The sequence below is a fragment of the Nonomuraea sp. NPDC005501 genome, from assembly GCF_040605905.1.
In the GTDB taxonomy this organism is placed as follows: Bacteria; Actinomycetota; Actinomycetes; order Streptosporangiales; family Streptosporangiaceae; genus Nonomuraea.
Map to the genome: position 1 here is coordinate 248,353 of NZ_JBEXDT010000001.1, position 24,289 is coordinate 272,641.

The window sequence follows — 24,289 nt, forward strand, 5'->3', positions numbered from 1 at the left end:
TAGAGGTGTAGCTCGCCCTTAGCGACGGCCGCGATCAAGCGGTGAGGGCATGTCCCTCCTGGTAGCGGTTCTGGTGGACACGTTCGTATTGTCGAGCGAGGTGGTGGCAGCAAGTGCCTCGCTCCCGATCCTGCCTCGCGAGGTGCACCCCGCCGGCCGGCTCGACTGGTCCAAAGCGGTTATCGACAGTCCGGTCCGGGCGCTCAGGGGCGCCCCGAAACGGGGCCGAGCCCGGTCGCCTGCGTATCCGCTGGAAGGGCTTGCGACGACATCCACGAGGCGTACATGACGCTTGGTGACGCGATCATTTGTCGGCGACGCCTCGTCCGCTGATCTTTCTGTTAGGACCTCTGAGACCCGAGATGCTGATGCGGTTTGGTGGAAACGCCATCCGGGGTTCAAATCTCCGATCCTCCGCAGGTGAAAGGCCTTCTCCCGGATTTGGGAGAGGGCCTTTCTGATCTTCTGTGGGCACCGGGGTCGCAGTTGGCCTTCAAGGAGCGCCCGGCGATGCCGCCGGTGTTGCCGGTTGGTTGAGTTGGGTCGTGTACTCGGCGGACAGGTGGCGGCGCTCGCGTGACTGCCGCTCGTTGCACATGTCCGGTCGCTGCGTCAGCGGTGTCGCCGGTACTGCAGATAGATGATCCCGCTGCTGGAGGCGGTGCTGGAGACCAGGTCGAGCTGGTAGGACTTGGGGACGCCGTCGAACAGCCGGGTGCCCTCGCCCGCAACATAGGGGAACATGCTCACCTGGAGCTCGTCGATCAGGTCGAGCCGCATGAGCGACCGCCAGAGGCTGACGCCGCCCCAGACCACGATGTGGCCGTCGCCGCCCAGCCTGAGCTTGTCGATCTCTTCTGCCGTGTCACCAGCGGCGACAGTGGTGTTGGCCCAGTCGGCCGTCTTCAGGGTCCGGGAGAAGACCACTTTGCGCCCGGCGTTCAGGATGTCGGCGAACGGGTGGTCGGTGGACGTTGTCATGGCCCCGGCCATGCCCTCGTAGGCGGTGCGGCCCATGACGTGCGCGTAGGCGCTCTGGAGGAAGTCGAGGTGCGCCGGGGCGTCGGGCTCACGGTTCTCGGGCAGGTCGAAGCAGAACTTCCAGAACTCGGTGCCCTCGTCGGCGAGAAGGCCGTCGAGGGAGTAGTTGAACACTGTCGCTATCAGCTTCCGCATGATCAGAACTCCGTGGTCTCGAGTCGTCCGGGGACCGTGCTCGCCAGGGGCACGTGCTTGTGCCGGGCCGCAGCGCTCGCGTGGCCGCGGCGTCTGTGGCCTGTCGCTGATGCTGTAGACGGCACTGCCGCCCGAAAGTCATCGGTGCCCGGTCTACTGGCTGGTTGCGCGCTCAGGTACCGGGACGTCTTGGAGCAGTGCGCGGCAAGACCAGGCCGCCGCCGGTGCGCGCCGATGTCCGCCACCGGTTACGGAGGGCGCGTTCGCCTCAAGCGAGGCTCCCTGCTCGTGATGTCGGTCGCATGCCCTAGCGTGTCCGCCACGTGCCAAAAGGCGGCCATCTCTCCATGGACCCGGGACAGGAGCGCTTACGTGGGCGTCTTCTTCGAGTACTACCGTGCCGCGGACCGTGCCGCGGCGATCGTTCAACCTGAGCATCCCCGCGAGACCACCGATGCCTCGTGCGGACTTCCGGACTTCGATGTGGTGGTGACCAAATGGATCGACCCCGGAGTGGTCCTGGGCCAGCTCGTCGCGTTCGCCGGCCAGGTCGACTATTCCGTGCGGCTGGTCGAGGTGGTCGTGTTGTATCCACCTCCGGAGGATGCGCCACGCAACGACGAGGAGTGGGATGCCCTGCCCGAAGACTCCCCGTACCTGGAAGGGTCCTGCATCATGGAGCTGCCGGCGGAGGCTCGCGACATGCTCGCCGATGTGGACGACGCCCGCCTGCCGATGCTGGCGGAGCAGTGGGCAGCCATCGAGGAGTTCTCCCACTTCACCGACGATGACGACGGTTACATGCTGTCGCTCACCAAGGAGCTTGTCGGTCTGGCGCGTCGGGCGAGAGAGAACGATCAGCTGCTCTACTGCTGGGTCTCGTTTTGAGGTGCCTGGCGGCCGTGCCCGCTGCGTGCCCTGTCAGGAGTCTGATGCGCTTCGGCTCCAGCTCTCAGAAGGCGACGCAACCGCTGTTCACTGTCTACGCTGTAACAGCGGTGCCTGTGTGCCTGCCAGATGGATGGCGAGTGATCGTGCAACCAGCGGCAGACGACGCAGACTGGCCAAGCGTTATGGCGGACTCGTCACCATGGATTGGGACCCCTGGAGACGACCAATGCACCTGCGCTGAGAGGGGCTGGAGCGTACCAGTCGCGATACCGCACCGTTCGGAGCGTCCGATCTTGGCCAGCGAGGCCGCACGGTCCGGGTCGAACTGATCGGAACGAGGATCCGAGCGATCGCCTCCTATGGATGGTGCTGCTGTTCGTCGCGGGCAGCGGAGTGGGCATCGCGTGGCCGCACATGATTGCGGCCGCCATGACCGTCGGCGGGACACCACAGGCGCCATGATGAGCCGGGTTCACTGCTCCGTGACCTGCCCGAGATGATCGACCTGCCGGCCAGGCTCGGCCGCCACCCCAAGCTGCGCGCGGCCGTCGGCCTGCTGGGCAACGAGGTTCCCGCCGTTTCACCGCGCTGACCGGCCGGCCGCACTGACCTACCTGACCTGGCGGCCGGCCTCCTGCGCGCGTCCGACGCCCCGTTCAGCGAGGTGGCCACCCACGTCGGCTACATCACCTCCGGGTGTACCAACGTCTTCAAGCGCCACTACGGCATCGCCCCCGGCAAGTACCGCCACCAGGGCCACTCAAAGATATTTGACACGACATACATGTCGTGTAACGTAATCCTCATGAGAGACGAGATGGCCAACATGACGAGTCCGATCAAGCACGTCTCGGTGGTCAGCACCGGGACGGTGTCGATCCACCCGGAGCACGTGGCCGCCACCCGCAAGCCGATGTACTGGTGGCTGTTCACCTCGCGCCGGTGGACCCCTCCCCTGCCGATCAACGTCTACGTGATCGAGCATGAGGACGGGCTGGTGCTCTTCGACGCCGGCCAGGACCGGGCGTCGGTGACCGACCCCGGCTACTTCCCCGGTGGCATCACGGGAGTGATGTACGACCGGCTGGCCCGTTTCGACATCGGTCCGGCCGACACCCTCACCGCCCGGCTGGCAGCCGGCGGCTACGACATAGCGGACGTACACACGGTGGTGATCTCCCACCTGCATCAGGACCACATCGGCGGGCTGCGGGAGCTGACCGGTGCCGAGATCGTGGTCAGCGGCAAGGAGTGGCAGACGCTCGACGGAGCCCTGCCGGAGCTGCGAGGACTGCTGCGCTCCCACATCGACCTGCCTGGGCTGCGCTGGCGGCACATCGAGTTCGGCGACGTCCGGGATCCCGGGCTCGCGCCCTTCACGACCGGCCACGACCTGTTCGGCGACGGCAGCCTCGTGCTGCTGCCCACCCCCGGCCACACTCCCGGGTCACTGTCGCTCCTGGTCCGCGGCCCCGGGCACCCGCCGCTGCTGATGGTCGGCGACCTGACGTACGACGCCCATCTGCTGCAGGAGGGCCACACGCCGGGAGTGGGCGAAAGGCGGCAGCTGGCCGACACCACCAAGGCGATCAACTCGCTGCGGGAGCGCAACCCGGGCCTGGTGATCCTGCCGGCCCACGATCCGGGAGCGGCCGCCCGGCTGGCGCCCGTGACCACGGCTCTCGCCAGGAGACGGCAGGCGGTCGCACATGCGAGCCGCTGAAGAACTCCGCTACCTGATCCTGGCCGCGCAGCGGGAGGGCAACCGGCTGCTCGGCCAGGCGCTCAAGCCGCTCGGGATCACGCCCTCCCAGGCCGAGGTCCTCCGCATCCTGGCCGACCACCGGCCCCTCACCCTCTCCGGGCTCGGCGAGCTGCTGGTCTGCGAGAGCGGCAACAGCCCCAGCCGCCTGGTCGACCGGCTCGCCACGGTGGGCCTCGTCGACCGTAAGGTGTCGGCACACGACCGCCGCCACATCGAGCTGTCCCTCACCGAGGAGGGTATGCGCCTGGCCGGGCAGATCACCGACATCGAGCACGATCTCTACCGATCCATCGACGCCGCGGCCGAAGGGCGCGACGTCGATCAGATCACCGGATTCCTCCGGGCGTTCGTCGCCGACCTGCCGGCGGGCCAGGCACTCGCTCGCCGAATCGCCGTCGAGAAGGAGCCCGCCCATGACCGCGCACCAAGAGACGTGCAAGGCTAGTGCCGCAGCAGATCGGGTTTGCCCTGTTTCGTGCGCCATACCGACTGAATCCTGCCTTGGTCGGCATGATCACTTGAGACCGCTCAGGCAGCTGAGCGGGTTCGCGGACGGAAGCCCACAGCTACGCCTACGACGGGAACCCTGGGTCCGCCGAAACGTTCTAACGTGCAGACCGACCTGAGGAGATCTGCGTTGAAAGACCTGTTCCAGTACCTCCCGCTGCTGTTCGTGGCGTTTGGATTAGTGATCATTCTGGTTTCGATCAGAGTGATCATCAACGGCAAGCGGTTCGTACGGCAGGCGCAGCGGGTGCAAGGCGTGGTCAGCGACGTCCGGACCAGGTTCACGGGACGGGGCGAGCACTTGAGGGCGAACCAGTGGCCGGTCCTGACCTTCACGACCCTGGAGGGGCAGGAGATCACCACTGAGGCGGCGACCACCTCCGGCCTCGGCACCGGCGACGAGACCGAGGTGCTCTACGACCCGCAGGACCCAAACACGGCCGTGCCCGCGGAGAACGCCGGCGGCAGCTACGGAGGCATAGTCGTCGGGCTCATCGCGGTCGTGATCGGCGTGGCTTTCTTCTTCGGCTTCTGGGACGGCGGTAGTAAGAGCGGGTGCGAGATCCAGCGCCCCGATGGCTCCTTCGAGAGCGTCGCCTGCCCGCCCGGCATCGGAATTGGCGGATGACCGGCCTCCAGGGCGTGGGCTGCAAGTGCCGCGTCAGGCCACGTTTGTCCTCTTGACGATCCTGCGTGGACGCTCGTCTTGGGTGTGGCTGTTGCGCCAGGCGATATAACGGCGGATCATGCTGCCCTGCTCGCGGTGGGAGGCGTGGTCGGTGCCGTTGAGCGTGAACTCGCGCAGCGCGGTGAACTGGGCTTCGGTCCGGTTCAGCCAGGACGAATTGGTGGGCGTGCAGGCGATCTCGACGTTGTTCGCCTGCGCCCACGGCCCGACCCGCTTGTCCTTCTTGGTCGTCAGGTGCGGGCTGAAGTTGTCTCAGATGATCGCGATGCGGATCTCGGGCGGATAGAGGCTGCGCGGGTAGCGGCAGAACTCCAGGAACTCGCCGCGTCGCCTGCGCTTCTTGACGTGCCCGTACATCTTGTCCTTGCCCAGGTCTAGGGCCGCGAATAAGTGGCGTAAGCCCTGAGTGCGGGTGTAGGTGGCACGCATCCGCTGCCGGGGCCCACGCTCGGGGTCTTTGTACTTGCCGCCGACGTCGGTCCACTGCTTGCCCGGGCGGGGTTGCAGGTTGAGCGGCCCGAACTCGTCCACGCAGAAGATGTGGCGAAGCGACGTGTTTCTGACCGAGGAGATCGACCACGACAAGGACGAACGGGTGTCCTTGTACGGCGGGCCCCGCTGACCTACAAGCGACATCGATCTTCAATCCCCAGGTGCAGGGAACACTCGAAGTTGCTCCTGAACCCCACCGGCCGTTCAGAGGGCGGCACGCTCCACCCGGGGCGAGCGGGTGAAGTGGCCTCGGCGCGCGGGCCTGGACGACCGGGGACGGGCTGGAGGCGTTGTTCGACGCGACGGTGGATGGCTGCCGCGTGGTCCGGTGCGCGTGTGCTCGGATCAGCGAACGCTGCTGTGCTGGAGGGCAGTCGACGGCCGCCGCCGAGAATCTGCCCGCACATCGGCCGGGCCCGGCGCGGCCGCGACCGCGCCCTGCTCGACCGATACACCGGCCTCCGCCTGCACCGCTGCGCGGCAGCCACGCCACTCACCTGGCGACGCCGACGTCCCGCTCCAGCTCACCAGGGGCGGGGTCCGCCACAAGGATTCCCGCCCCCCATGACGTACCCGCTGACCACCCGCTTCTCCCGGAGGAAAGGGGACGCTGCCCTTTCCTCCGTACGCGGTCCACGTCCCCCTTCGGGGGTTGCGGGTCACAGGCTGCGGGCGGTGATGTCGCCGTTCGAGGTGGTGGCGTGGATGTCGAGCTCGGTCGTGCCGTCGTTCTTGAGGGCGTTGGTGATGCGGCCGTGGCTGGTGCCGGCGTCCAGGGAGGCCGAGACGCCGGGGGCGGCGGCGATCGAGATGTCGCCGGACTGGGTGTGGAGCACGACCTTGCCGCTCACGGCCTCGGCGATCCGGATGTCGCCGCGTGCGGTGCTGATCTCCGCGGGGCCGGTCAGCCGGCCGACCTCGACGTCTCCGTCGACTGCGGTGAGGTTGAGGCTCGCGGCCTCGTCGATCTTGATCTGACGGTACGCGCCCTCGAAGGTGACCTCGCCGAGGCGGCCGACGCCGCGGAGCTCCGTGCTGGCCGCCTTGGCCTCGACCCGCGAACCGGCGGGCAGCTGGACCGTCACCTCGACGGCTCCGGAGGGGCCGAAGTACTGGTTCTTCTCCGCGGCGGTCTCGATCCGCAGGACACCGTCGGCGTATTCGACCGTGGCCTGCTCCGCCGCCTTCACGTCGCGGCTCTTCGAGGCGTCCGCGGGCCGGACCTCGACGGTGGTGTCGGCCCGGTCGGCGGCGATGAACTGGACGCGCCCCGCGGGGATGTCCAGGACGGCGGTGATCGGGGCGGAGGTGTCGAACTTCTGCATCATGTGCTCCTTGTGCGCCATGCTGTTTCTGACGTCGCAAACGCTACGTTGCATTCCAAAGCTCTGCAACACCAATGTTGCGGAGAATCGACATAAACGCAGGTAGACATGGCAAAATTGTTGCAACGGTCATCGAGGTAACGCAATGACAGCCACCTGATCATTGCAATGTATTGAAGCTGAACGCTATGCTCCAAGTGTCGAGGAACGCCGAGCAGCGCCGTGGAGCACCCCATGGGGCAGTGAAGGAGGACGGGATGCCGGGAGGCAGGCTCACCCAGCAGGAGCGCCAGCAGATCGCGGTGGGGCTGGCCGACGGCCTGGCCTACGCCGAGATCGCCCGCCGCCTCGACCGTCCCACCTCCACGATCACGCGTGAGGTGTCGCGGAACGGCGGCCCCACCGGCTACCGCGCCGAGTTGGCCCACCGCGCCACCCAGCAGCGCACCCAGCGACGCCGGCAGGCCGCGCCCCGAGGGCCGCAGGCGCCCCCGCAGCCGTACGGACGCGACGCCGAGGCCGTACGCGAGTACGAGGAGATGTGGACCACCGTCCTCATGCAAGGGGGCACGCCCAAGATGATGGCCCGGGTGCTGGCCTGCCTCTACACCACCGACACGGGCAGCCTCACCGCCTCCGAACTCGTCCAGCGCCTCCAGGTCAGCCCGGCCTCCATCTCCAAGGCGATCACCTACCTGGAAAGCCAGGACCTCGTCCGCCGCGAACGCGACGAGCGCCGGCGCGAGCGCTATGTCGTCGACGACGACCTCTGGCACCAGTCGACGATCGCCAGCGGCCGATCGCTCGCGCAGGTCGTCGACCTCGCCCGGCAGGGCGTCGGCGTCCTAGGCCGCGGCACCCCGGCCGCCACCCGCCTGGAGAGCGTCGCCCGCTACCTCGACTTCGTCGGCGAGAGCCTCATCCGGGCCGCCGAACAGGCCCGCGAAATCCTCTACACCAGCACCGAAGGGGCCTCGGACGGCGCCGCCGAGGAGACAGCCGTCCCGACGGCCGCAGCATCGCCTCAGTGAATACTGCCGTTCTCCTTCATGAATGCGCTGTAGATCAGCTTGTCGTCCGCGGAGAACGCGTCTTTGTCGAAGAACTGGAATCCGAACGCGCGGCGGACGATGTTCGTTCTGTTGTACAGCTCGTTGTCGGAATTGGACCAGGCCCCGATGAGCTGCTTGTTGTCGGCATCCTGCATCTGGAACGTGTCGCCGTCGAAGACGCCGTGCCGACAAGGAAGAGTGACATGCTCATGAATTCCCGGCCATTACGGCCGCGGCTAGAAATACCCGGGGCGTAGAATCACATAACGTGGGCCGAGGTAGATACAGTTTCTCCTTCCGCGCCGTATCAGCCGATCTTGGAGCGAAAAGGGCCACCACCGCCGCCGCCGGTTCGCGCACGAGGGTTCCTGATCGTGGAAGCTTTCGCTATGAACACCTCCGCCGACGACGGCTCATCGGGACGGGCAGGCTACCGGCGATCGGCAGGGTCACCGCGGGGCGAGGCCAGGCGTCGGGAACTGCTCGATCGGATCACTGACGACATCGCGGTCAACGGGCTCGTGGACTTCTCGCTGCGGCGTGCCGCGCGGGCGGCCGGCACCACGCACAAGGTGCTGCTCTACCACTTCGACGGCGCCGACGACCTGCTCAAGCAGGCGATACTCGCGCTGCGCGAGAAGCGGACCGTCAACGCGATGGCCGCCGCCACCGTAGGAGGCCGGACGCTGGCGGATCGGGTGCGCGCCATGTGGCCCATGATCGGCGGGGACGATCCCGGCCTGCGGGTGCTCGACCAGGCCATCGGTCTGGCGATGTACGACCCCGGCCGCTACGCGTGGCTCGGGCGGGAGGCGTCGCGGCTCTATCTGCCGTCGTTGGTGTCGCTCTGTCCGGCGGGCTGGTCGGACCGGCGCAAGTTCGAGGTCGCCGAGATGGTCCTGGGAGCGCTCCGGGGGTTCCTGGTGGAGTGGCGGACCAGCGGGGACTCCGAGGGGATCGCCGCGGGGTTCGCGGCCCTGGTCCGGGCGCTGGAACGCGAGGAGGCCGCCGGCGAGTAGCGCCGGCGCGGCGTCGGGCATGGACGCTATGCGAACCACATGGTTCACTTACCGCATGGAGAACATGCCCGCGAAGCGTGCCAAGGTGCGCTTCGCCAACGGCGACACCGAGTGCGCCGCCTGGCACTATCCGGGGACCAACGGCGCCTGCGTGATCATGGCCGGCGGCTTCGCGGTGCCCAAGGAGCCGGCCACCGACCTGTTCGCGCGGCGATTCCACGAGGCCGGTTTCAGCGTCCTCGCCTTCGACTACCGGGGTCTCGGCGAGAGCGGTGGCCGCTCGCGCCTCGTCCTGCCCGTCAGGAGCCAGCTGGCCGACTGGGATGCCGCGATCGCGTTCGCCGCGACCCTGCCGGGGGTCGATCCGGCCAGGCTCGCCCTGTGGGGCTTCTCCGCGTCCGGCGGTCACGTCATCCGCGTCGCGGCGCGCAACCCGCGGCTCGCCGCGGTGATCGCCCAGACGCCGAACGTCGGCGGCCCGGCCGCCACGCGCAGCGTGTCGAGCTTCCAGAAGCCCCTCGGGATGCTGCGCTTCACCGGCCGGGGCATCGCCGACGCCCTCGGCACGCTCGCCGGCCGCCCGCCCTTGCTGGTGCCGCTCGCCGGCGAGCCGGGCGCCGTCGCGATGCTCACGACACCGGACGTCGGGGACGGCCCCAAGGCGCTCGATCCCGACAACAGGCACACGCACTGGCAGCAGCGGGTCGCGGCCCGCTCCGCGCTCCGCCTCGCGTTCTACCAGCCCGGCCGCGACACGCCCCGCGTACGGTGCCCGCTGCTCGTCCTCACCTGCGACCAGGATCAGACCGCTCCCCCCGGGCCCGCCATCGAGGCGGCACGGCGAGCTCCGCGCGCCGAGCTGGTCCGCATGCCCGGCAGGCACTACGCGCCGTTCATGGAGATGCACGAGCGGGCCGTGGACGTCGAGCTGTCATTCCTGCGCCGGCACCTGCTCGATCACGCGCCCGCGGAGCCCGGCACCGGCTCCGCCCGGCACCGAGGCGGGCGGACGTGAAGGACATCTCCGCGGGCTCACCCGAGCGTCCGCCACGCCCTGGCCGTCACGCCACCAGGCCCTGCTCGGCCAGCTCGGCCAGCTTCACCGTGTAGAGGCCGCCGCGCTCGGCCTTCACCTCGGTCACCTTGAGCTGCGTGCCGGGGGCGAGGATGAACTCCTCCTCGCCGGTGAAGGCGGAGAAGCTGCGGATGCCCACGGCCCGCGCCGGAAGCACCTCGAACAGCGTCCGCTTGCCACGGCGGCCGAGGAACGCCTGTGCCACGCTCAGTTTCGACGTGCACGAGGACACGCCCCACCACGTCACGGTCCGGCCGAGCGGGTACTGCGCCCGCAGGTCGAGCGACACCCCGCGCCACAGCGGCTCCTTGCGGGCGGGCAGACGCGACACGGCCGAGAACAGCAGCCGTAGATACGGGAGATAGGGGACGACCTGGGTGCGGTCGGGGTTGCGCAGGGTCGCGTTGATCTGCCGGTAGAACGCCGACTCGCAGGTGTAGAGGTACAGGGCCGCGACCTCGTCGGCGGACAGGCCGGCCTCCGCTTCCCCCGCCTGCTTCTCGCCGAACCGGTGCGACTGCTCCACGTGCCAGTCGAGGCCCGGCAGCAGCTCGGCCGCCGGGGTGATGGCCTCGCGGAAGTCCATGAGCGGGGTGTCGAACACGCCGGTGATCGCGGGCAGGACCAGCCCCTCGTCCTTGACCCCGGCGAGCCGTTCCAGGTAGAGCTTGTGCAGCTCCATCGTGGAGGCGATGAACGCCCCCATCCGGTCGGCCGTGTCCGCGTCCGCCCCGCCGGGCCGCGCCGTGAGCGTGTTCCAGCCCTTGCTCGGCAGCCAGTCGATCTCGCCGGTCCCGAGCTCCCTGAGCGCCGTGTTCACCGCGGCGAAGTGGTCCCCGTCGCAGAAGATGTCGCCCTGTGCCGCGGGGTTGGGGTGGTCGATGTGCCGGACGTCCACCTCGGGGTACTTCTGCTGGAGCCGGAGGACGACCGCCTTCAGGCTGCGGGCATGGACTCCCCACCACGCGAACACCACGCCCCTGTCCTCCTCGTCGGCGTTCTGCTTGGCCTTGAGGATCTCCTCGACCAGCTTCTCGACGACTGGCCGCCAGAACGCGGTGTGCTGGTCGGTGCCCATCGCCCCGTCGCCGCTGGCGGTGAGCGCGGCGTTCAGCAGCAGCACGCCCTGCGTGAGCATCGCCTGGAACCACTCGGGGGGCTGCACGGTGTCGTGCTTCTTCAGCAGGGCACGGATGTCGGCGATCGGGGTCTTCTTGGGGATGCCGTGCTTCCACATCGCCGCCGCCTTGATGATGCAGCGGATGGTGATGACCTTGCCGAACTGGCTGTCGGCCCAGTCGTGGAAGGTGTTGTCGAACATGGCGATGCCGGTGGCGCTCTCCGCCCGCGGGTACGGGTTCTGGCCGAAGACGACGACCTTCCACTTGTGCGGCGGGTTGGGCTTGAGCGCCTGGAAGGTCAGCTCGCGGACGGGTACGACGTTCGGGCTGCGGCCCGGGCCGATGAACGTGGCCGCGGCCGGCAGCGCCTCGATGACCGGCTTCAGGAGCGGCAGCCACGGCTCGCCGCCGCCCTTGAACAGCTCGGCGAGGGCCAGCGGGTCATCCGGGCCGGGCGGGGTCGGCTGGGCGGAGGCGTCGGTGTCGCGCATGGGGACTCCTGGCTGGGCGGGCGTGCCTGCGGCGGCACGGATGGTCGAGGTGGGGGAATTGTGCCGGGTGAAGATCCCGTATGCGAGATCGTCCGTCAAGATCCCGTTCGCCTCCGAGGGGCGATATCTTCGCAGGTGCCGCAGACATCCTTCCCCCGCGACCGGAGTGAGCCATGACCGTCCAGCCCATGAAGCCGCCGCTCGAAGTAGTGCTGGCGGACGTCAACGCGGAGGTGGTGGAGACGTGGCGCTCGGCCTTCGCCGACACCCCTGAAATCAAGATCCTTCAGGGATCGATCCTCGACCAGCACGTCGACGCCTGGGTCAGCCCGACGAACTCCCGCGGGCGGATGGACGGCGGGGTCGACGCGGTCATCAAGAAATACCTCGGGGCGGGGATCCAGCTGCGCGTCCAGCGGGCGATCCGCGACCGGTTCGGGGAGTCCCTGCCGGTCGGAAGCGCCGTCTGCGTGCCGTCGGGGGCGGTCAACCCCAAGTTCCTGATCTCGACGCCGACCATGGAGCAGTCGTCGCAGGACGTGAGTGAGACGCTGAACGTGGCTCTGGCGTGTGCCGCCGCGTTCCAGGCCATCCACATGCAGAACGAGAAGGAGCCGGGCAGCATCGCGTCGGTGGCGCTGGTCGGCATGGGCGCGGCGACGGGCCGGGTACCGGCGAGGGTGTGCGCCAACCTGATGTGGACGGGCTACACCCTGTTCAACGACTATTCCTTCCAGGACTTCGACGACCTGCGGAAGACGATCCGCGAGCAGCTCGACGACATCGAGAGCCGCCCCGAGGAGGAGCGGGTGCGGATCGAGCCGCCCCGATCCCGCGGCTGACGCTGTAAGACCGGGCGGTCCGGCCGCCCGGCCGTCCTGAGGCGCGGCCCCCTCGGCACGGCCCCGTCCGTGAATCCGAAAGCGGGCTTCGGCGGAGTAAGGGTGTACGCCGTCGAAGGGACACCCACCGCATGACCGCCCCGCCCGAACCTCCCGCCCCGCCATTCCGTGCCCGTCGAACGGCTCCGCCATTCCGTGCCCGTCGAACGGCTCCGCCTCCTGCCGGAGCGGCCACCGGGCAGCCGGATCGGGCGGGGAGGCCGGGTTGCGCGTCCATCTAGTGCTCGCGGCCAAGCGCGCGGGCGTCCCGGTGCCGTCCGTGGCTCTCGAAGCGGCGCGGGAGGCGATCACGCGTGCCTTCCCGGTGCCGGCCGAGACCGTCAGGTCGGCCGGATGGCGGTCGGCCGCCGGTGACACGGCGTTGCTGTCCTGGTCCAACGAGCCGGAGGGGCACGGGCTGCCGCTCGTGTGCTCGGGCGGCCGGCTGATGGGCCTCACCGGGCATCTGGCCGAGCCCGCCGAGGTGGAGCGGTTGCTGGCCGCTCCCCGGCTGGGGGAGGCGGCGGTCCGTACCGGCGGCGTCTTCTCGGTCTTCCGGGCCGGCGAGGGAGAGGTGGGCGCGGCCACGGGACTCACCCGGGCGTGCCCCGTCTTCTACGCCGAGACCTCGGACGTCCATGTCGTCGGCAGCCGGGCGCTGCTCGTCCACCTGGTGGCCAGGGCGGCCGAGACGGCGTCGCGCCGGCCGGAGATCGTCTGGGATCTGCCGGCGATGGAGTCGATGGTCCGCGCCGGGTACTTCCTGTCCGACGAGACGCCGTTCCACGGGGTCGGCGCGCTGCCGCCCGCCGCCGAGATCAGGATCACCGCCGGTCGCCGTGCCGTCACCGAGGCCCCGCTCCCCGAGGCACGCCCGGCCCCCGCCTCCAGGCGGGCGACGCGCGCCCAGGTCGACGAGCTCGCCGACGCGCTGCTCGCCGCCGTGCGGCCGCTGCGGAGCACCACCGAGCCGGTACGTCTGTCGCTCACCGGAGGCCGCGACAGCCGTCTCCTCGCCGCGCTGCTGCACAAGGCGGACATCCCGTTCGTGACGTCGACCTCGGGGCACGACGACAACCCCGATGTGGTGATCGCCGGGCACGTCGCGGAGGTGCTCGGCGTCCAGCACCGCGTCACCCGGCCGAAACGGTCCGAGGGCGGCACGGAGCTGATCGTCCCGCATCCCCGCGTTCGCACGCACAACGCGCTGTTCGCCTGTGAGGGCATGATCTCGGCGTACGAGAACATCCCCGGCGGCACACGGTTCGACCCCACGCCCCGGATGTCCGGCCACGGCGGGGAGATCCTGCGGGGCGGCTTCCTGCAGAACCAGGCCGACCTGGACGCCAAGGCCGTCAGGCGCAGGGTGGACGGCCTCTTCGGCAGGAACGCCGACCTGCTGACCGGGGAGGCCAGGGAGCACGGCCGCGCCCTGGCGTCCCCGTGGCTGGACCGCTGCCGGGAGGACGGCGCGAGCGTGCTGGACCGGCTGTACCTGACGTACCGCGTGGGCCGGTGGCACGCCGCGTCCCGCGCGTCGTTGCTGCGCGGCCAGAACCCCGTCCCGCCGTTCCTCGACAACCTGGTCGTACGGACCGCGCTGAGCATGGATCCGCTGTGGCGGCGTTCCGAGGCGCTCATCCACGGGGTGATCGGCGCCTTCGCGCCCCGGTTACGGGACGTCCCCGTGGAGGGCAGGCCGTGGCGGTTCACGACCGAGGAGGCGCCGCGCCGCAGCCTGATGGACCGGCTCCGGCCGCCGAGAGCCCAGGGCTTGCCGGCCGGCGGTCCTGCCCCGGCCGGCAAGCCCTGGAACTGGCGGACGAAGCCCTCTCAGGAGCTGGTCGACCTGATGTCCGCGGGCATCCTCGACGCGCGTGGAGCGCTGAAGGGCGACGGGCTCGCGAGCGTCGTCGACGAGGACGCCGTGGCGCGGCTGCCGGAGTCCCGGATGGACGTCCTGTGGCATCTGTACACGGTCTCGGTGATGCTGACGGACGCCTTCTCCACGCCCGCCCCTCCCGATCTTCCCCCTGTGCACGTTCCCGTCCCGGGCTCCCCGCCCGAGCGTCACCGGTCGTGACGGCCGGGACGTGCCCGCACCAGGCCCGGACGTGCCCCCACCAGGCCCGGACGTGCCCGCACCAGGACGACGCCGACCGCGAGCGCCGTGGCCAGGCAGACAGGGGTGTAGAGGAACAGGTTCAGCCGGTAGAACGCGCTCGCGGTGTCCGTGCCGAGGCCGAAGGCCCATGCCAGCCCGAGCTCCCCGCGCACCAGCACACCGGCGCCCACGGCCAGCGTCACCGCCCTGGCCACCCACCCGCCCCGGCCGCCGGACGCCGCCGCCACCGACAGGGCCGCCAAGCTCAGCAGGAGGACGAGCGGCAGCAGCACCCTGGCGGTGAAGGGAACCTCGACGTCGAGGACGGCCAGCGACAGCGCGCGGGGGTCGGCGACGGGCCGGATCAGCCAGAACAGGTGGACCAGTGCGTCGAGAAGCAGGACGGCGGCCGCGAACGCGCCGGGACGTGAGATGTTCATGCCCTCCAGGAGGCGGCGAACTTCCCGATGGTTCCATGGAACCTTCTGCACCCGCGCCGCCTCTGGAAGGACATGAACTGGCCTGTTGCCGATCTGGACCCGGTGCGCCGGCTGCGCGTGCTCGCCGCCGGCGTCCCCGGCGCGCGTGTCGCCGAGCGGATGCTCCCCGCCCCCTTCGAGCTGGTCTGGGAGGTGGTGAGCGACCTGGAACGGGAGTTCGGCACCTTCGAGCCCGACATGCGGCGGCTGCGGATCGTCGCGGACGACGGAGGCGGGCGGCTGGTGGCCGAGGCCCGCAGCAGGTACGGCATGCGTGCCCGCTTCGACGTGGACCTGCGGCCCGGCTGGTGCTGGATGCAGAGCAGGTTCCTGCTCGTCGGCCTCGCCGCGACCGCCGTTCCGGAAGGCACGCTGGTGGCGCAGACCGGCGGCGTCCGCGTGCCGGGACGTGCCGCGCTGGTGCCCCTGGGCGTCAGGACGGCCGGGGAGAAGGCGCTCGCCCGGCTCGCCGCGCGGATCGCCGAGCGTGCCCGATGACCGCGGCGCTCGTCCTGGCCGCTCAGCGCGGAGACGCGATGGCGATGAACGACCTGCTCAGCGAGCTGACGCCGTACCTCGGCCGGATCTGCGGCCCGATCGCGCTGGACAGCGGGCAGGACGCGGTGCAGGAGGCGTTGATCGCCGTCTTCCGCAACCTGCGCGCGCTGCGCGAGCCCGACGCGCTGTACGGCTGGGCGCGGGCGATAGCCGTGAGAGAGGCCGTCAGGATCGCCAGGCGCGACAACCGGATCGGCCCCGCGGAGCCGGGCGACCTGCCGTCGCGCCAGGACGTGGAGCATGCGGTGGACATCCGCGACGTCCTGGAACGGCTCACGCCCGAGCACCGCGCCGTGCTGGTGCTCCGCGATGTCGAAGGGCTCGACGAGGCCACCGCGGCCAGGCTGCTGGAGGTGCCGGTGGGCACGGTCAAGTCCCGGCTGGCGCGGGCCCGGCTGAGCTTCCGCAGGGCCTGGCAGTCGTGAGGGAACCTCGGCGGGTCCGCCGCCCTCTTCCGATCGGACATCCACCGATTGGAGGGCACCGATGCGAACCCGCACCCTCGTGGTCCTGGCCACGACTCTCACGCTGCTCGTCTGCGCGGCCCTGTACGGCGCCTACGGCTACCGCCCGGCGCGGCAGAGCGGATACCGGCCCGCCTACCCCGAGCACGCGCAGTTCCTGGAGACGCCGCTGGCCCGGTTCCACTACGTCAAGCAGGGCACCGGATCGCCGGTGGTGCTGCTGTCCCCCGGAGCCTCCTGGGTGTACGGCTGGCGCCGGCAACTGCCCGAGCTGGCCCGCGAGCACACCGTCTACGTGGTGGACCTGCCGGGTCAGGGCTTCACCACCCTGAAGGACCGCGGCTTCACCTGGGACCTGGACGGGATGACCGAGGCGATCGGCGCCTTCCTCGACGCGGCGGGCATCGAGCGCCCGGCGCTCGGCGGTCTGTCGTGGAGCGGCGGGTGGGCGCTGGCCTACGCGCAGCGGCATCCCGGGCGCGTGGCCGGCCTGCTCCTGCTGGCGCCCTCAGGCGCGGCCACCCGCGACACCTGGGTCTACGAGATCATGAAATATCCCGTCATCGGAGAGCTGTGGAACAACTGGTTCTACGCGGACAGGTCGAGCTCGCTGGAAGCGCTCAAGCGCATCCACGTCCACCAGGACCAGGTGACGGAGGAGGACGTGGACGCCTTCTGGGCGCCCGGCACCCTGGACGACAACCTGGAGAGCCAGTACCTGCTCGAACGCGGCCTCGACTGGCGCGAGACCATCGCCGCCATGCCCCGCACGACCACGCCCGCCCTGGTGGTCTGGGGCCGGCAGGACACGGTCAACCCCGTCGGACAGGCGCGCGAGTTCCGCCGGCTCATGCCCGGCGCCCGGGTGCACGAGCTGGACGGTTGCGGACACGCCCTCACCACCGACTGCCCCCGGCAGGTCAACCGGCTCCTGGCGGACTTCCTGACCTCCATGTGAGGGCGTTCGCGGGGCCGCGACGCGGTCCTCCGTCGGGACACACCGGGCGGATGGGACAGAATCGGTGCCGTGCAGTTCGGAATCCTCGGGTCGCTTGAGGTGCGGACGGCCACCGGTGAGGCGGTCGCCGTGGGTGGGCCGCGCCCTCGGGCGCTGCTCGCGTTGCTGCTGCTCGACGCCGGGCGGCTGGTCGGCGTGGAGCGGCTCATCGACGGCCAGTACGGCGACGACCCGCCCGCCGGGGCGGCCAACGCCATCCAGGCCCACGTCTCCCGGCTGCGCCGGAACCTGCCGGCCGGGCTGGTGGAGTTCCACGGCGCCGGGTACCGGCTGGCGGTGGAGCCGGAGGACGTCGACGCGCACCGATTCGAGCGGCTGGCTCGGGACGGGCGGAGGCTGCTGGCCGCGGGGCAGCACGAGCCGGCCGCCCGGGTGCTGAAGGAGGCGCTGGCCCTGTGGCGCGGGCCCGCGCTGGCCGACGTGGCCGACGCGCCGTTCGCCCCGCCGCAGGCGGCGCGGCTGGAGGAGGCGCGGCTGGCGGCCAGGGAGGACCTGGCGGAGGCCGAGCTGGCCCTGCCCGGCGGGACCTCGGTCGCCGAGCTGCGCGAGCTGGTGGCGGCCCACCCGCTGCGCGAGCGGCTGCGCGGCCAGCTCATGCGGGCGCTGCACGCGTCCGGGCAGCAGGCCGCCGCGCTGGCGGTCTACGACGAGGTACGCCGGCTGCTGGCCGACGAGCTGGGGACCGACCCGGCGCCGGAGCTGGCGGCGCTGCACCTGGCGATCCTGCGCGCCGAGGGGCGGAAGGAGCAGGCTCCCCGGCTGCGAGTGCCCGCCCCGCTCAACCGGCTCATCGGCCGGGAGGAGGAGCTGGCCAGGATCGCCGCGCTCGGCGACGCCCGGCTGGTCACCGTCGTCGGCCCCGGCGGGACGGGTAAGACGCGGCTCGCCGTCGAGGCCGTCCACCGGGCCGCTCCGGGCCGGGAGGCGGTATTCGCCGATCTGTCGTCGGTCGACGACGGGCTGCAGGTGGCCCCGGCCGTGCTGGGCGCGCTCGGGCTGCGCGAGGCCGGGCTGCAGGCGCCCGCACTGGACCGTCCGGACCCGGCGGACCGCCTCGTCGCCGCCCTCGCCGACCAGTCGCTGCTGCTCGTGCTCGACAACTGCGAGCATGTGGTGGCCGCCGCTGCCGAGCTGGTCCGGCGGCTGCTGGACGCCTGCCCCGGCGTCGCGGTCATGGCGACCAGCCGGGAGCCGCTCGGCCTCACCGGCGAGATGCTGGTCCCCCTCGCGCCGCTCGCCGTGCCGCCGCCGGGCACCGATCCCGCCGACGCCCTCGCCTACCCGGCCGTACGGCTGTTCGCCGAGCGGGCCGCCGCCGTCCGCCCCGGGTTCGCGGCCGGCCCCGACGTCGCCGCCGCCTGCGCCGAGATCTGCGCCACCCTGGACGGCCTGCCGCTGGCCATCGAGCTGGCGGCGGCGCGGCTGCGCACGTTCACCCCGGCGGAGATCGCCGCCCGGCTGAACAAGCACGGCCGCTTCACGCTGCTCTCCCGCGGCGACCGGACCGCGGCGGCCAGGCACCGCACCCTGCACGCCGTGGTCGAGTGGAGCTGGAGCCTGCTCACCCCGGAGGAGCAGGAGGTGGCGAGGCGGTTCTCGGTGTTCGCGGGGGGCGCGTCGCTGGAGGCGGCCGAGTCCGTCTGCGGTGACGGCGACGTGCTGGCCGACCTGGTCGACAAGTCGCTCGTCGAGGCCGATGGCGGACGGTACCGGATGTTCGACACCATCCGCCTGTTCTGCGCCGAGCGGCTGGCCGAGGCGGGAGAGCAGCGGCGGACCCGTGACGCGCACGCCGCCTGGTTCCTCGCCCTGGCCCGGGAGGCCGACCCGTGGCTGCGGCGGGCCGAGCAGCTCGACTGGCTGGCCAGGCTCTCCGCGGAGTACGACAACCTGCGGACCGCGCTCCGGCACACCGTCGAGGACGATCCGGAGACGGCGTCGCGGCTGGTCGCGGCCCTGGCGGCGTACTCGTGGCTGAGCGGGCGGCGCGGGCAGATCACCTCGTCCGCGGCGCGGCTGCTCGGCCGGATCGGCGGCGAGCCCGTCGCGGGGCTGGAGGAGGAGTACGTCCTGTGCGTGCTGCAGGCCGTGCCGGACGTGTCCCCCGAGCAGTGGGCGCGGGCCACGGACATCATGACGACGGTGGACGGCGAGCTGCGCCACCCGTTCCTGGCCGCGCTCTGGGGCATGACGGCGGGCCCGGCCGAGACGGAGACCACCCGGCGGCGCGGACGGCTGCTCGGCTCCGACCCGTGGAGCCAGGCCGTGTCCATGCTGGGAGAGGCGCTGATCCTCCTGCTCGGCGGCCGGGTGGCCGAGAGCGAGCACCTGCTGGAGGAGACGCTGGCCCGCTTCCGCGCCGCCGGTGAGCGCTGGGGGATGGCGCAGGCCCTCGAATGGCTGGCGCTGATCGTGAGCCGGCGTGGCGACTGGGCGGGCGCCAGGCGGCTCTGGGGTCAGGCCGTCGACCTGCACGAGCAGCTCGGCGCGGCGGAGGAGCTGGTGGACGTGCTCTGCCGCAGGTCGGCGGGGCTGACGCGGGAGGGCGACCTGGACGGGGCCCGCGCCGACCTCGAACGCGCCACCGAGCTGGCCCGCCGGACGGGCACGTCGCGCGCGGTGCCGGCGCTGGACCTGGCGTGGGGCGACCTGGCCCGGTTCTCGGGTGAGCACGACGAGGCGCGGGCCCGCTACACCGCCGTGCTGGAGGCCGCCGTTCCCGGTTCGTACGTGACCGAGGGCCTCAGGCCGTTCGCGTGCACCGCGCTCGGCCGGCTGGCCGAGGTCGAGGAAGACCGCGCCGCGGCCAGACGCAGGCACGGCGAGGCGCTGGAGCTGGCGCGCACGGTGGTGCCGGCGGACGCGGCCGAGATCGCCGAGGGCAACGCCGGGCTGGCGCTGCTCGAAGGTGCGGCCGAGCGGGCGGCGTACCTGCTGGGAGTGGGTGCGGCGCTGCGCGGAACGACCGTCACGGGCGATCGGGACGTCGCCAGGGTCGCCGCGGGGGCGACCGAACGGCTGGGCGCGGACGCGTTCGCCGCGCACTTCGCCAAGGGTGCCGCGCTGAGCGGCGAGGAGGCGCTGTCAGCCCTCGTGGGCTGAGGGGGTCGTACTGTCAGCCGGTTGTCCCCGGGGTGTCAGCACGCTCCGCGAGAGTCGTGGACATGCAGAACACGAACGTCCTCATCTCCGGTGCCAGCATCGGCGGCCCCGCCCTCGGCCACTGGCTCGCCCGCTACGGCTTCCGCGTCACGATCGTCGAGAAGGCCCCCGTCCTGCGCCCCGGCGGCCAGGCCGTCGACTTCAAGGGCGACGTCCACCTGACGGTCCTGCGCCGCATGGGCATCCTGGACGACGTGCGCCGCCTGCAGACCGGCGGCACCGACCAGACGTTCGTCGACACGCGCGGCCGGGCGCTCGGGGTGCTGCCCGGCGAGTTCAGCGGCGGCGAGCTGGAGATCGCCCGCGGCGACCTGGCTCGCCTGGTCTACGACACGAGCGTCGAGGCCGGCTGCGCGTACGTCTTCGGCGACTCGATCACCTCGCTCACCGAGACCCCCGGCGGGGTGCACGTCACGTTCGAGCGCTCGGCTCCGCGCACGTTCGACCTGGTGATCGGGGCCGACGGCATCCACTCGAACGTCCGGCGCCTGGTCTTCGGCCCCGAGTCGGACTACGTCGAGTTCCTCGGCCACTACTACGCCCTGGCGGAGGTGCCCGAGCGGTTCGGCGCGGAGGCGCAGATCTACAACGAGCCGGGCAGGATGGTCGCCGCCGGCGGCCCCAAGGCGTCGGCCTTCTTCGTCTTCTCCTCCCCGCGCCTCGACTACGACCGCTACGACACCGAGGCGATGAAGCGGATCGTCCTCGACGCCTACGCCGGGATGGGCTGGCGGACGCCCGAGGTCCTGGACGCGGTGCGCCGCACCCGCGACTTCTACCTCGACTCGATCAGCCGGGTGAAGATCGACCGGTACTCCCAGGGGCGGGTGGCGTTGCTGGGCGACGCGGCCTACGCCAACACGCTGGGCGGGTTCGGGTCCGGACTGGCGCTGGTGGGGGCGTACGTGCTGGCGGGCGAGCTGGCGGTGGCCGGCGGCGACCACCGGGTGGCGTTCCGGCGCTACGAGGAGGGCTTCCGCGAGTACGCCAAGGTCTCCGAGAAGGGCAACGCCGGTCCGTGGCTGGCGCCCCCGTCGAACGCCCGCATCCGGATGCGCAACTGGACGTTCAAGGTGGGCTTCATGCTCAAGCTCATGATGAAGATGACGGACGACTTCGCCGGGAACATCACCCTGAAGGACTACTCGTCGCTGCTCAGCGACGTGACCGGGTGACCGGCGCTGCGAGGGCGGTGAATGGTGACTTTTCCGATCTTTTGGGCTCCCGCCATTCCCTGTGGGGAATTGCCCGATGTCATGGCTCGCCCGGACGATCACCACGTAGCCGAAGCTTGCGGAAGGACGTGCCATGAGGAGCTATCACCTGCGGCCGGGACGCGGTCTCGCCGGGCTGACCGTCGAGGAGCGGGACGAGCCCACGCCGGGACGCGGGCAGGTCGTGGTCAGGATCCGCGCGAACGGGCTGGGCTTCCGCGACCTGTTGGTGCTGGCGAACGACTACCCGCTGCCGATCACCCCCGGCGTCGTGCCCGGCTGCGAGGGCGTGGGCGACGTCGTGGCCGTCGGCGAGGACGTGACCCGCGTCAGGCCGGGCGACCGGGTGGCGGCCACCGTGTTCCCGCGCTGGCTGGACGGGCCGTTCCAGATGGAGAACGCCGCCCAGCTCGGCACCATGACCGACGGAGTGCTGACCGAGTACGCCGTGCTGGGCGAGGACGGCGTGGTGCCCGTCCCCGAGCACCTGTCGTACGAGGAGGCGGCGGCGCTGCCGCTGGCGGCCGTGACCGCGTGGAACGCGCTGACCTCCGGCGGCGCCCCGCGGCCGGGCCAGACCGTGCTGACGCTCGGCTCGGGCGGGGTGTCGCTGTTCACGCTGATGTTCGCCAAGCTGGCCGGCGCCCGGGTGATCGTGACGACGTCCGGCCCGGACAAGGCGGAGCGGCTGCGGAAGCTCGGCGCCGACGAGGTGATCGACTACCGGGCGAACCCCTCGTGGTCGGAGGAGGTCCGCGCGCTCACCGACGGCCTGGGCGCCGACCGCGTCGTGGACCCGGCGGGGCCGCTGGAGCAGTCGTTGAAGTCGGTGGCGTTCGGCGGCGAGGTGGCGATCGTCGGCTACCGGCTGTCCGGCGCCGAGGGCGCCAGGCCGGTCCACCCGGCGCTGCTGTTCGGGGCGGGCGCGGTGCTGCGCGGGGTGGCGACGGGCAGCCGGGCCCACTTCCTCCAGGTCGGTCGCGCGGTCGCCACGCACCGGCTGCGTCCCGTGATCGACCGGGTCTTCCCGTTCGAGGACGTCCACGAGGCGTACCGCTACTGCGAGGCGGGCGGCGGCTTCGGCAAGGTCGTCATCAGCCACGGCTGAGAGCCAGGCTCGACGCGTCAATTGGTGCTTTTCACCTTCAGATGGGGCCCGATATAGCCCACACAGATCAGCCCTGCCGCTTTCACCCCATCGTGATAGTGCATTCTCGGTGCGCGCATCCCGGCTCCGCCGCCGATGCGGATGTGCGCACCCATGAACACCCCGCCTTTCGCGTCCACCTTCAGCGGCACAGGGAAGGTGTGCTGACGCCGCATCTTCAGGTCGTTCTTGACCGCGTCGGACTCGTCGGCGGCCACCTTGCCCGGGGCGATGACGTACTCACCGACAGGAGGCTCCTTGCACCATTGCAGGAAGCTCCCGGCGAACCTGTCCGCGGCGCGGGCGTCCGCGTAGGAGTTCAGCGCCAGCAACGCCTGCCACGTCGTCTGGGCCCAGGAGGAGGCGTTCGGCATCTCGTCGAGGCCCAGGGGCATGCCTATATCGCCGGTGAACACGATCCTGGACAGTTCCTCCATGCGGTCCAGAAGCTCGGCGAAGGAGCCGGGCAGGATCGTCCGCTGCTCTGGCGGCTCGTAGGCATCCTTTTCATGGCCGATGTGGACGAGGCGTCGTTGCAGCCCCCGGACCTGGTCCTCCAGCAGCACCGCCTTCTGGTTGACTGTGTCGAACTCGGCGGACAGCGCCTGCAGCTGCTCATTGAGGTCGGCTATCCGGTCCTCGTTGCGCGCGGCTTCGGCGATCAGCTCGAACGCCGCCTGGAGGTTATGCCGGAGCTGATCGTTCTCGGTACGCAGTTCCTTCATCTCGGCAGGCGCGGAGGTGCGCCCCTGCGCCTGCTTGGGCGTGTCCTCCAGGAGGAGGGTCCGAGTGATGCCGGCGAGCGCCGCCGGCAGGCGTGACTCCGCGCTCAGGGTCCGCGGAAGCCCGGACAGCAACCCCACTGCGCGCCGTACGTCCAGCTCGATCCGCGCCGCTGAGAGAACACGGTGACGTACCGCGTCTTCGGCGCTGGCCGGATCCACCTCCGGAAGAAATGTTCGGATGCTTCCGCCCCATACGCCATGGGACGATCCGATCTCCTTGTTGAAATGCTCGGTGGCGTACGGATCAAGGAGATAGAGCCCGGCCAGCCCTGCGGTGTTCTTCGTCACGGTCTCGACGGTCCGCCGCCATTCCTCGAAAGGTATCTTCGAATGGGCGGTGGCCACGATTGTCGGCAGGCGTCTGTCCGGGTCGCACAACACGTCGATGAGCTCGTCGACGTCGCCCGGTCGGATGAGTCGCGGAATTCTCGCGAGCGTGGCCAGTGAGTCGTTCGCCGGGACCTGATCGAGTAATTCGCCTATCAGCCTGGGGACCGCGGCCTTCGGCCCGCGCCCGGATTCGGCTTCGTCGAGTGCGGCGGGCATGAACTCGACGTCCAGCCAGAACCAGGTACGCGCCGCTTCGGGCGCCCGGCCGGGAGCGTGTACGGTCAGCGCGCTCACCCAGGCGCCCGAGCCGCCCGTCTCGCGGAGCTGCCAGCGCTTGGTCTGCGTGCCGTCCGGGGTGTTGCGTGAGTTGTGCAGCAGGAACGTCCCTGGTCCGAGCCTGGCGTTTCCCTGGTCGAAGGCGTCCACATCGAGCTGCTTCGACCTCAGCCAGCCGCGCAGCGCTCCCTGGGCCGCCGAGAAGGCGTCGGCCGCGGTGAGGCGCGTATGAAAGATGGAGCGGTATCGGCCTGCGGTCACAAGAACCC

The 24,289-nt window shown here is 70.7% G+C and carries 22 protein-coding genes; 15 read left to right on the forward strand and 7 right to left on the reverse strand.

Annotation, left to right across the window (positions count from 1 at the left end; all coding sequences use genetic code 11):
* Positions 1–612: 612 nt before the first annotated feature.
* A complete protein-coding gene (locus ABZS51_RS01240) occupies positions 613–1,176 on the reverse strand; it encodes a dihydrofolate reductase family protein (protein ID WP_310707511.1) in 564 nt (187 codons plus the stop codon).
* A 372-nt stretch (positions 1,177–1,548) separates the two neighbouring features.
* Here ABZS51_RS01240 and ABZS51_RS01245 point away from each other — a divergent pair, with 372 nt between their 5' ends.
* The 4 genes from ABZS51_RS01245 (at position 1,549) to ABZS51_RS01260 (ending at position 4,967) form a co-directional block, all read left to right on the forward strand.
* Positions 1,549–2,064 carry a hypothetical protein gene (locus ABZS51_RS01245; RefSeq protein ID WP_355434561.1) on the forward strand — a complete coding sequence of 172 codons (516 nt, stop codon included), beginning with the start codon at positions 1,549–1,551 and terminating at the stop codon, positions 2,062–2,064.
* 808 nt (positions 2,065–2,872) lie between these two features.
* Positions 2,873–3,790, forward strand: a complete 918-nt coding sequence (locus ABZS51_RS01250; RefSeq protein ID WP_355434564.1) for an N-acyl homoserine lactonase family protein — start codon at positions 2,873–2,875, stop codon at positions 3,788–3,790.
* On the forward strand, positions 3,777–4,277 hold the full coding sequence (locus ABZS51_RS01255) for a MarR family transcriptional regulator (protein ID WP_355434566.1): 501 nt from the start codon (positions 3,777–3,779) through the stop codon (positions 4,275–4,277). The genes ABZS51_RS01250 and ABZS51_RS01255 overlap by 14 nt, the downstream gene beginning before the upstream one ends.
* Before the next feature lie 165 nt (positions 4,278–4,442).
* On the forward strand, positions 4,443–4,967 hold the full coding sequence (locus ABZS51_RS01260; RefSeq protein ID WP_355434569.1) for a DUF3592 domain-containing protein: 525 nt from the start codon (positions 4,443–4,445) through the stop codon (positions 4,965–4,967).
* Between the two features lie 312 nt (positions 4,968–5,279).
* On the opposite strand, the gene ABZS51_RS01265 is transcribed toward ABZS51_RS01260, so the two are convergent.
* On the reverse strand, positions 5,280–5,663 hold the full coding sequence (locus ABZS51_RS01265; RefSeq protein WP_355434572.1) for a hypothetical protein: 384 nt from the start codon (positions 5,661–5,663) through the stop codon (positions 5,280–5,282).
* 515 nt (positions 5,664–6,178) lie between these two features.
* Positions 6,179–6,844, reverse strand: a complete 666-nt coding sequence (locus tag ABZS51_RS01270) for a DUF4097 family beta strand repeat-containing protein (RefSeq protein ID WP_355434576.1) — start codon at positions 6,842–6,844, stop codon at positions 6,179–6,181.
* 257 nt (positions 6,845–7,101) lie between these two features.
* On the opposite strand from ABZS51_RS01270, the gene ABZS51_RS01275 reads away from it, so the two are divergent.
* A complete protein-coding gene (locus ABZS51_RS01275) occupies positions 7,102–7,875 on the forward strand; it encodes a helix-turn-helix domain-containing protein (RefSeq protein WP_355434578.1) in 774 nt (257 codons plus the stop codon).
* Here the strand turns inward: ABZS51_RS01275 and ABZS51_RS01280 are convergent.
* Positions 7,869–8,051: a hypothetical protein gene (locus ABZS51_RS01280; RefSeq protein ID WP_355434581.1), complete on the reverse strand. Its 183-nt coding sequence runs from the start codon at positions 8,049–8,051 to the stop codon at positions 7,869–7,871. The two genes, ABZS51_RS01275 and ABZS51_RS01280, sit on opposite strands and share 7 nt — an antisense overlap.
* A 219-nt stretch (positions 8,052–8,270) precedes the next feature.
* Between ABZS51_RS01280 and ABZS51_RS01285 the strand changes: the two genes are divergently transcribed.
* Positions 8,271–8,915, forward strand: coding sequence for a hypothetical protein (locus tag ABZS51_RS01285; protein ID WP_310707556.1), 645 nt, complete (start codon positions 8,271–8,273; stop codon positions 8,913–8,915).
* A 64-nt stretch (positions 8,916–8,979) separates the two neighbouring features.
* Positions 8,980–9,930, forward strand: coding sequence for an alpha/beta fold hydrolase (locus ABZS51_RS01290; RefSeq protein WP_355434585.1), 951 nt, complete (start codon positions 8,980–8,982; stop codon positions 9,928–9,930).
* Positions 9,931–9,976: 46 nt separating this feature from the next.
* Here ABZS51_RS01290 and ABZS51_RS01295 read toward each other — a convergent pair whose 3' ends face one another.
* Entirely contained in the window at positions 9,977–11,602 is a 1,626-nt protein-coding gene (locus ABZS51_RS01295; protein WP_355434588.1) for an ADP-ribosyltransferase domain-containing protein, read from the reverse strand.
* Positions 11,603–11,775: 173 nt separating this feature from the next.
* On the opposite strand from ABZS51_RS01295, the gene ABZS51_RS01300 reads away from it, so the two are divergent.
* A complete protein-coding gene (locus ABZS51_RS01300) occupies positions 11,776–12,444 on the forward strand; it encodes a macro domain-containing protein (RefSeq protein WP_355434592.1) in 669 nt (222 codons plus the stop codon).
* A 265-nt stretch (positions 12,445–12,709) separates the two neighbouring features.
* Positions 12,710–14,566, forward strand: coding sequence for an asparagine synthase-related protein (locus tag ABZS51_RS01305; RefSeq protein WP_355434595.1), 1,857 nt, complete (start codon positions 12,710–12,712; stop codon positions 14,564–14,566).
* On the opposite strand, the gene ABZS51_RS01310 is transcribed toward ABZS51_RS01305, so the two are convergent.
* Positions 14,554–15,027, reverse strand: a complete 474-nt coding sequence (locus ABZS51_RS01310) for a hypothetical protein (protein ID WP_355434598.1) — start codon at positions 15,025–15,027, stop codon at positions 14,554–14,556. The genes ABZS51_RS01305 and ABZS51_RS01310 overlap by 13 nt on opposite strands.
* 72 nt (positions 15,028–15,099) lie before the next feature.
* On the opposite strand from ABZS51_RS01310, the gene ABZS51_RS01315 reads away from it, so the two are divergent.
* From ABZS51_RS01315 to ABZS51_RS01340, 6 genes are all read left to right on the forward strand, one after another.
* Positions 15,100–15,564 (forward strand): hypothetical protein, encoded by a 465-nt coding sequence (locus ABZS51_RS01315; RefSeq protein WP_355434601.1) that lies wholly within the window; start codon positions 15,100–15,102, stop codon positions 15,562–15,564.
* Positions 15,561–16,049 (forward strand): sigma-70 family RNA polymerase sigma factor, encoded by a 489-nt coding sequence (locus ABZS51_RS01320; RefSeq protein ID WP_355434603.1) that lies wholly within the window; start codon positions 15,561–15,563, stop codon positions 16,047–16,049. Before ABZS51_RS01315 ends, ABZS51_RS01320 begins: the two co-directional genes overlap by 4 nt.
* A gap of 61 nt (positions 16,050–16,110) precedes the next feature.
* On the forward strand, positions 16,111–17,046 hold the full coding sequence (locus ABZS51_RS01325; RefSeq protein ID WP_355434606.1) for an alpha/beta hydrolase: 936 nt from the start codon (positions 16,111–16,113) through the stop codon (positions 17,044–17,046).
* 69 nt (positions 17,047–17,115) lie between these two features.
* Complete coding sequence (locus ABZS51_RS01330; protein WP_355434608.1) at positions 17,116–20,208, forward strand: BTAD domain-containing putative transcriptional regulator; 3,093 nt, start codon at positions 17,116–17,118, stop codon at positions 20,206–20,208.
* Between the two features lie 62 nt (positions 20,209–20,270).
* Positions 20,271–21,443 carry an FAD-dependent monooxygenase gene (locus tag ABZS51_RS01335; RefSeq protein WP_355434611.1) on the forward strand — a complete coding sequence of 391 codons (1,173 nt, stop codon included), beginning with the start codon at positions 20,271–20,273 and terminating at the stop codon, positions 21,441–21,443.
* Between the two features lie 133 nt (positions 21,444–21,576).
* Positions 21,577–22,590, forward strand: coding sequence for an NAD(P)-dependent alcohol dehydrogenase (locus ABZS51_RS01340; protein WP_355434614.1), 1,014 nt, complete (start codon positions 21,577–21,579; stop codon positions 22,588–22,590).
* A 17-nt stretch (positions 22,591–22,607) separates the two neighbouring features.
* Here the strand turns inward: ABZS51_RS01340 and ABZS51_RS01345 are convergent, their stop codons facing one another.
* The gene (locus tag ABZS51_RS01345) at positions 22,608–24,281 is read right to left on the reverse strand and encodes a hypothetical protein (protein WP_355434617.1); all 1,674 of its coding nucleotides are present in this window, start codon (positions 24,279–24,281) and stop codon (positions 22,608–22,610) included.
* Positions 24,282–24,289 lie beyond the last annotated feature (8 nt).